We start from the raw sequence: 7,354 nt of genomic DNA, 5'->3' as shown, positions 1-7,354 counted from the left end.
ACCTGCTGGCCGGTTCGGCGCTGCCGGTCCCGGAGTCGATCCACACCGTCGACCTCGTCGGCGGTGGGGCGGCGGCCACGGCCACCCGGGTCGCGCTGCCCCCCGGAACGGGTTACTTCACTCAGGTCGCCGGTGGTGGCGCGGGTGCGCCCGGCGCCGGATCGCTGTTCTGGGTTTCCGACACCGGTGTGCGTTACGGCATCGACAACGAGGCGGAGAACTCCGCCACCGGGCACGGCAAAACCGTTGAGGCACTTGGGCTGAGCGGTTCGCCCCTGCCCGTTCCGTGGTCGGTGCTGTCGCTGTTCGCCGCCGGACCGACCTTGTCGCGCGCCGACGCGCTACTGGCACACGACGGCTTGACGCCGGACAACAACCCGGGCCGTCCCGTCGCGGCCGAAGGAGCCCCCCGATGAGCCGACTCATATTCGAAGCCCGCCGCCGCCTAGCTCCCCCGGCCGCCCGCAAGGGGACCATCACCATCGAGGCCCCGCCGGAGCTGCCCCGGGTCATCCCGCCGTCGTTCCTGCGGCGCGCGATGCCCTACGTGCTGGTCATCCTGATCGTCGGCATGGTGGTGGCGCTGTTCGCCACCGGCATGCGGATGATCTCCCCGCAGACGCTGTTCTTCCCGTTCGTGTTGCTGCTCGCCGCCACCGCGATGTACCGCGGCAACGACAACAAGACTCGGACGGAGGAGGTCGACGCCGAACGAGCCGACTACCTGCGCTACCTGTCGGTGGTGCGGGACAACATCCGCACCCAGGCGGCCCAGCAGCGCGCTGCCGCGCAGTGGTCCCACCCCGAGCCGGCGGCGCTGTCCGCGGTGCCCGGGTCGCGGCGCCAGTGGGAGCGTGACCCCCACGACCCCGACTTCCTGGTGCTTCGGGCGGGCCGTCACCAGGTGCCCCTGACCACCGCGCTGCGGGTCAACGACACCGCGGACGAAATCGACCTGGAACCGGTGTCGCACAGCGCATTACGCAGCCTGCTCGACACGCACCGGATCGTGCGGGATGTGCCGACGGGCATCGACCTGAACAAGGTGTCGCGGATCACCGTCCTGGGCTCGGCGGACGAGGCCCGCGGGGCGCTGCGGGCGTGGATCGCCCAGGCCGTCACCTGGCATGACCCGACGGTGCTCGGGGTCGCGCTGGCCACCCGGGACCTCGAGGACCCCGACTGGTCGTGGCTGAAGTGGCTGCCGCACGTAGACATTCCCGGTGAGATCGACGGCGTCGGCCCGGCCCGCTATCTCTCGACCGACGCCGACGACCTGGTCGGCCTGCTGGGGCCGGCCCTGGTGGACCGGCCGGCGTTCACCGGCGAGTCGGGCGATGCGCTGCGCCACCTGCTGGTCGTCATCGACGACCCGGACTACGACGTCAACGCTTCGGCCTTGGCGCTGGGCCGGGCGGGGGTCACCGTCGTGCACCGTTGCGCCACGGCGCCCCACCGCGAGCAGTACTCGGACCCGGAAAAGCCGATCCTGCGGGTCGGCCAGGGGGCGATCGAACGCTGGCAGACGGGAGGCTGGCAGCCCTACATCGACAACGCCGACCAACTCGGGGTGCCCGACGCCGCCCACCTGGCCCGTCAGCTGTCGCGCTGGGACTCCAACCCGACGCACACGGGCCTACGGTCGGCGGCGACCCGCGGGGCGAGCTTCACCACCCTGCTCGGGATCCCGGACGCCTCGCAGCTCGACGTGCCCGCCCTGTGGGCCCCGCGCCGGCGCGAGGACGAGCTGCGCGTGCCCATCGGCGTCACGGCCACCGGTGAGCCGCTGTACTTCGACCTCAAGGACGAAGCCGAGGGCGGGATGGGGCCGCACGGCCTGATGATCGGTATGACGGGGTCCGGCAAGTCTCAGACCCTGATGTCGATCCTGTTGTCGCTGTTGACCACTCACTCGGCCGACCGCTTGATCGTCATCTACGCGGACTTCAAGGGCGAGGCCGGCGCGGACAGCTTCCGCCACTTCCCGCAGGTCGTCGCCGTCATCTCGAACATGGCGGAGAAGAAGTCGCTGGCCGACCGGTTCGCCGACACGCTGCGCGGGGAGGTGGCCCGCCGCGAGACGCTGCTGCGGGAGGCCGGCCGCCGCGTGCAGGGCAGCGCGTTCAACTCGGTCGTCGAATACGAGGCCGCCGTCGCGGCCGGGCATGACTTGCCGCCCATTCCGACGTTGTTCGTCGTCGCCGACGAGTTCACCCTGATGCTGGCCGATCACCCGGAGTACGCCGAGCTGTTCGATTACGTTGCGCGCAAAGGCCGGTCGTTCCGCATCCACATTTTGTTCGCGTCGCAGACGCTGGACGTCGGCAAGATCAAGGACATCGACAAGAACACCTCCTACCGCATCGGGTTGAAGGTGGCCAGCCCCAGCGTCTCTCGCCAGATCATCGGCGTCGAGGACGCGTACCACATCGAATCCGGCAAAGAGCACAAGGGCGTGGGCTTCCTGGTGCCCGCGCCGGGCGCCGCCCCGGTGAAGTTCCGCAGCACCTACGTCGACGGCATCTACGAGCCTCCGCAACGGCCGAAATCCTATGCGGTGCCGTCGATCCCGGAGCCCAAGCTGTTCTCGGCCGGCCGGGTCGAGCCGGATCAGGACACGGTGGTCCCGCTGGAGGTGGACGAGGAGCTGGCCGGCCCGCCGCGCAAGCTCATCGCCACGATCGGTGACCAGCTGGCCGGCTACGGCCCGCGGGCGCCGCAGCTGTGGCTGCCGCCGCTCGACGAGCCGATCCCGCTGACCTCGGTGCTGGCCCGCGCCGGGGTGCCGCAGCGCCAATGGCAGTGGCCGCTGGGCGAAATCGACAAGCCGTTCGAGATGCGCCGTGACCCGCTGATCTTCGACGCCACCTCGTCGGCCGCCAACGTGGTCATTCACGGCGGCCCCAAGTCGGGGAAGTCGACCGCGCTGCAGACGTTCATCCTGTCGGCCGCCAGCCTGCATTCGCCGCGCGACGTGACCTTCTACTGCCTGGACTACGGCGGTGGGAAGCTGCGAGCGCTCGAAGACCTGGCGCACGTCGGCAGCGTGGCGTCGGCGCTGGAACCCGAGCGGATCCGGCGGACCTTCGGTGAGCTCGAGCAGCTGCTGCTGTCGAGGCAGCGCCGCGAACAGTTCCGCGACAGGCACGGCGCGGCCCCGGACGACGGCTTCGGTGAGGTGTTCCTGGTCATCGACAACCTCTACGCGTTCGGCCGCGACAACACCGACCAGTTCAACACGCGAAACCCGTTGCTGGCCAGGGTCTCCGAGTTGGTGAACATCGGTCTGGCCTACGGCATCCACGTCGTCGTCACCACTCCCAGCTGGCTCGAGGTGCCGCTGGCCATGCGCGACGGGCTGGGCCTGCGGCTCGAGCTGAAGCTGCACGACCCGCGCGACAGCAACGTGCGGGTGGTGGGCGCTCTGCGCCGGCCGGCCGAGGCCGTGCCGCACGACCAGCCGGGCCGCGGCCTGACCATGGCCGCCGAGCACTTCCTGTTTGCCGAGCCGCAGCTGGACCAGGTCGCCGCCCTCAACGCCCGCTACCCGGGCGTGACGGCGCCGCCGGTGCGATTGCTGCCCACCAACCTGTCGCCGGCGGCGGTCGGCGCGCTGTATCGCGGCCCGGAGCAGGTGGTCATCGGTCAGCGCGAGGAGGATCTCGCGCCGGTCGTCGTCAACTTCGCCGACCAGCCGCTGTTGATGGTGTTCGGGGACAGCAAGTCGGGCAAGACGACCTTGCTGCGCCACATCATTCGGACGGTGCGCGAGAACTCGTCGGCCGACCAGGTGGCGTTCACCGTGCTGGACCGGCGGCTGCACCTCGTCGACGAGCCGTTGTTCGCCGACAACGAGTACACCGCCAACGTCGACCGCATCATCCCCGCGATGCTGGGACTGGCCAACCTCCTCGAGGCGCGGCGGCCACCGGCCGGCCTGAGCCCCGGCGAGCTGTCGCGGTGGAGCTACCAGGGCCACACCCACTACCTGATCATCGATGACGTCGACCAGATCCCGGATTCGCCCGCGCTCAGCGGCCCCTACATCGGCCAGCGACCGTGGACCCCGTTGCTCGGGATCCTCTCGCAGGCGGCCGATCTGGGGCTGCGGGTGATCGTCACGGCGCGCGCCACGGGATCCGGGCACGCGCTGATGACCAGCCCGCTGCTGCGCCGCCTCAACGACTTGCAGGCCACCACGCTGATGCTGGCGGGCAACCCGCAAGACAGCGGCAAGATCCGCGGTCAGCGCTTCGGCCGGCTTCCCGCGGGGCGCGCAATCCTGTTGGGCGACAGCGACAGCCCGACGTACGTGCAGTTGGTCAACCCGCTCGTCGGGGAGGCCGCCATGTTTGGTGAAACGCAACAGTAAGGGGAGAGATCATGACGTTGCGAGTGGTTCCCGAAGGACTGGCTGCCACCAGCGCCGCCGTGGAGGCGCTGACGGCGCGGCTGGCGGCGGCACACGCCGCGGCGGCCCCGGCGATCACCGCGGTGGTGCCGCCCGCGGTGGATCCGGTGTCGCTGCAGACCGCCCTCGGTTTCAGCGCCCAGGGCCAGGAGCACGCCGCCGTGGCCGCGCAGGGCGTCGAGGAGCTGGGTCGCGCCGGCGTGGGCGTCGGCCAGTCCGGGGTCAGCTACCTCGCCGGTGACACCGCGGCCGCCGCGAGCTACGGGTTCTCGGGCGCCTAGTTATGACGTTTCCCATCTGGATGGCATCGCCGCCGGAAGTGCATTCGGCGATGCTGAGCGGGGGACCGGGGGCGGGGCCACTGTTGGCCGCCGCCGGCGCCTGGACCTCGCTCAGCACCCAATACACAACGGAGGCCGCCGAACTCAGTGGGCTTCTCGGATCGGTGCAGTCCGGCGCGTGGGATGGGCCCAGCGCCGAGCAGTATGTGGCGGCGCACCTGCCGTACCTGGCGTGGCTGCAACAGGCCGGCGCCGACAGCGCCGGCGTGGCCGCGCAACACGAGGTGGCTGCGGCGGCGTACACCGCTGCGCTCGCGGCCATGCCGACGCTGCCGGAGCTCGCCGCCAACCACACCGTGCACGGTGTCTTGCTGGCGACCAACTTCTTTGGCATCAACACCATTCCGATCGCGGTCAACGAGGCCGACTACGCGCGGATGTGGACGCAGGCGGCCACCGTCATGAGCACCTACCAGGCCGTGTCCGGGTCGGCGTTGGCCGCCGCGCCGCGCACGGTGATGGCTCCGGCCATCGTGAACCCGGGCGGTAACGCCGCTGACGCCGCGCAAAGCACCTCCGACATCGGCGACTGGATCCAGAACTTCTTCAAGCAGCTGTCCCAGTTCCTGCAGGACTTCTTCCAGAACATCTCCAAGATGCTGCAGGACTTCTGGTCGAACCTGCCGGCGTTTCTCGCGGCCAACGGACCGCTGCTGTTCTTCGTGGCCTACCAGGTGTTCTTCAACGCCGTCGGGTGGCCGACCTGGGGTGCGCTCCTCACCGCACCGTTCCTCATCCCGCTGATACTCGGGATCGGGCTCAGCACGCTGATCACGCCCCTCGACATCGCGCCGGAGGAGGCGGCCCCGGCCGTCGTGCCCCCGGTCCTGGCATCGAGCAAGCCGTCGATGTTGCCCGCGGTCGCGATGGCCCCGACTCTGGGCACGGCGCCGAGCGCTCCCGCCAGCACCCCCGCCAGCGCCCCGGCCCCCAGCACGGCGCCGGCGCCGGCACCCGCCACCGGCACGTTCGGCTATCTCGTTGCGGCGGGCGGTGATCCGGAGACCGGCGTCGGGCCCACCCTCGGTGGCCGCGGCGGTGCCAAGGCCCCCGCGGCGACTGTCCCGGCGGCGGCCGCGGCGGCCTCCAGTCGGGCCGAGGCGCGCGCCCGGCGCCGCCGGCGCGCCGAAATGCGCGACCACGGCGACGAATTCCTGGACATGGACTCCGACATCGGTGTGCCGCCCGACTTCGGTGAGGAGGACCAGCTGGCCGCCGTCGCCTCGGCCGCGGGCGCCGGGACGCTCGGCTTCACCGGAACCGCGCAGCGGCACACGGGATTCCGGGCGGCGGGACTGACCAAGCTGTCCGGCGACGAATTCGGCGGCGGCCCCCGCACGCCCATGGTGCCCGGCACCTGGGAGCGGGACGACGACGACCCGGCGGCCCCGACCGAAGCTGGGAAGGGGGAGTAAGGACTTCACCACGATGCACCCCGACTTCTCGACCCCCACCAAGCCACTGGCCCGCACCGGGCCGCGAGAGACCGAGAGAAAGGAATCACCATGAGCATGCTGGACGCTCACATCCCGCAGTTGGTTGCCGCGCAGTCGGCGTTCTCCGCCAAGGCCGCGTTGATGCGCAGCACCATCAGCCAGGCCGAGCAGGAAGCCGTGTCGGCGCAGGCGTTCCACCAGGGCGAGTCCTCGGCCGCGTTCCAGGCCGCGCACGCCCGGTTCGTCGAGGTCGCCGCCCGGGTCAACACGCTGCTCGACATCGCCCAGGCCAACCTCGGCGACGCGGCGGGCACCTACGTGGCCGCCGACGCCGCGGGCGCCTCGGGTTACACCTCGTTCTGACCCGATTTCTGATTCCGACTAAGCAGCCAACTCGCGAAAGGACTTGTGATGTCACAGATTATGTACAACTACCCGGCGATGCTGAGCCACGCCGCGGACATGACGGCCTATGCCGGCACCATGCAGGGGCTCGGCACGGACATCGCCACCGAGCAGGCGACGCTGTCGTCCGCCTGGCAGGGTGACACCGGAATGACCTACCAGGCGTGGCAGGCCCAGTGGAACCAGGCGATGGAGAGCCTGGTGCGGGCGTACCAGGCGATGGCCAGCACGCACGAATCCAACACCATGTCCATGCTGGCCCGTGACCAGGCCGAGGCCGCCAAGTGGGGCGGTTAGTCCGAGCCTGATGGAGCCAGCACCGAACGCCGTCGAGCTGACGGTCGACCACGCCTGGTTCATCGCCGAAACGATCGGGGCGGGCAGCTTCCCGTGGGTGCTGGCGATCACCTCGCCCTATCGTGACGCCGCCCACCGCCAGGCGTTCCTCGACCGGCAACGCGCCGAGCTGGCCGAGCTGGGCCTGGTATCGCCGGACGGCCAGATCAACCCCGCGGTCGCGGAGTGGATCAAGACGGTGTGCTTCCCGGGGCGGTGGCTGGACCTGCGCTTCGTGGGCCCGGGCAAGGACTCCGCCGAGGCCGGCGGCGCCGGTGAACTGCTGCGCGGCATCGTCGCGCAGCGCACCGGGGCCGCCGGTCCGAGCAAGACGGTGGTCGCGCTGCGCAACGCGCAACTGGTCACCTTCACCGCGATGGACATCGACGATCCCCGCGCGCTGGTCCCGGTCCTCGGCGTCGGGC

Annotated in this window: 7 protein-coding genes; all 7 read left to right on the top strand. The window is 70.6% G+C overall.

Features of this window, described 5'->3' with window-relative positions; all coding sequences use genetic code 11:
• Nucleotides 1–416: type VII secretion protein EccB (locus tag A5714_RS14935; RefSeq protein ID WP_197513721.1), on the top strand; the 416-nt coding region annotated here is incomplete at its 5' end.
• Nucleotides 413–4,372, top strand: a complete 3,960-nt coding sequence (gene eccCa, locus A5714_RS14930; RefSeq protein ID WP_068286240.1) for a type VII secretion protein EccCa — start codon at nt 413–415, stop codon at nt 4,370–4,372. The genes A5714_RS14935 and eccCa, both read left to right, overlap by 4 nt.
• Before the next feature lie 11 nt (nt 4,373–4,383).
• A complete protein-coding gene (locus tag A5714_RS14925; protein WP_068070227.1) occupies nt 4,384–4,692 on the top strand; it encodes a PE family protein in 309 nt (102 codons plus the stop codon).
• Between the two features lie 2 nt (nt 4,693–4,694).
• The gene (locus A5714_RS14920) at nt 4,695–6,167 is read left to right on the top strand and encodes a PPE family protein (RefSeq protein WP_068286235.1); all 1,473 of its coding nucleotides are present in this window, start codon (nt 4,695–4,697) and stop codon (nt 6,165–6,167) included.
• Between the two features lie 90 nt (nt 6,168–6,257).
• On the top strand, nt 6,258–6,551 hold the full coding sequence (locus A5714_RS14915) for a type VII secretion protein EsxS (protein WP_068070225.1): 294 nt from the start codon (nt 6,258–6,260) through the stop codon (nt 6,549–6,551).
• A gap of 48 nt (nt 6,552–6,599) precedes the next feature.
• Nucleotides 6,600–6,890, top strand: a complete 291-nt coding sequence (locus A5714_RS14910) for a WXG100 family type VII secretion target (protein WP_068070284.1) — start codon at nt 6,600–6,602, stop codon at nt 6,888–6,890.
• 10 nt (nt 6,891–6,900) lie between these two features.
• Nucleotides 6,901–7,354: ESX secretion-associated protein EspG (locus A5714_RS14905; protein ID WP_197513718.1), on the top strand; the 454-nt coding region annotated here is incomplete at its 3' end.

Origin of the sequence: Mycobacterium sp. E2462 (assembly GCF_001672685.1) — a bacterium.
Classification (GTDB): domain Bacteria; phylum Actinomycetota; class Actinomycetes; order Mycobacteriales; family Mycobacteriaceae; genus Mycobacterium.
The sequence above is the reverse complement of the archived record's forward strand: the minus strand, read 5'-3'. Positions and strand labels throughout refer to the sequence as shown.

Coding starts and splice junctions, on each gene's coding strand:
- eccCa (WP_068286240.1), top strand. CDS start 413: ATGAGCCGACTCATATTCGAAGCCCGCCGCCGCCTAGCTCCCCCGGCC.
- A5714_RS14925 (WP_068070227.1), top strand. CDS start 4,384: ATGACGTTGCGAGTGGTTCCCGAAGGACTGGCTGCCACCAGCGCCGCC.
- A5714_RS14920 (WP_068286235.1), top strand. CDS start 4,695: ATGACGTTTCCCATCTGGATGGCATCGCCGCCGGAAGTGCATTCGGCG.
- A5714_RS14915 (WP_068070225.1), top strand. CDS start 6,258: ATGAGCATGCTGGACGCTCACATCCCGCAGTTGGTTGCCGCGCAGTCG.
- A5714_RS14910 (WP_068070284.1), top strand. CDS start 6,600: ATGTCACAGATTATGTACAACTACCCGGCGATGCTGAGCCACGCCGCG.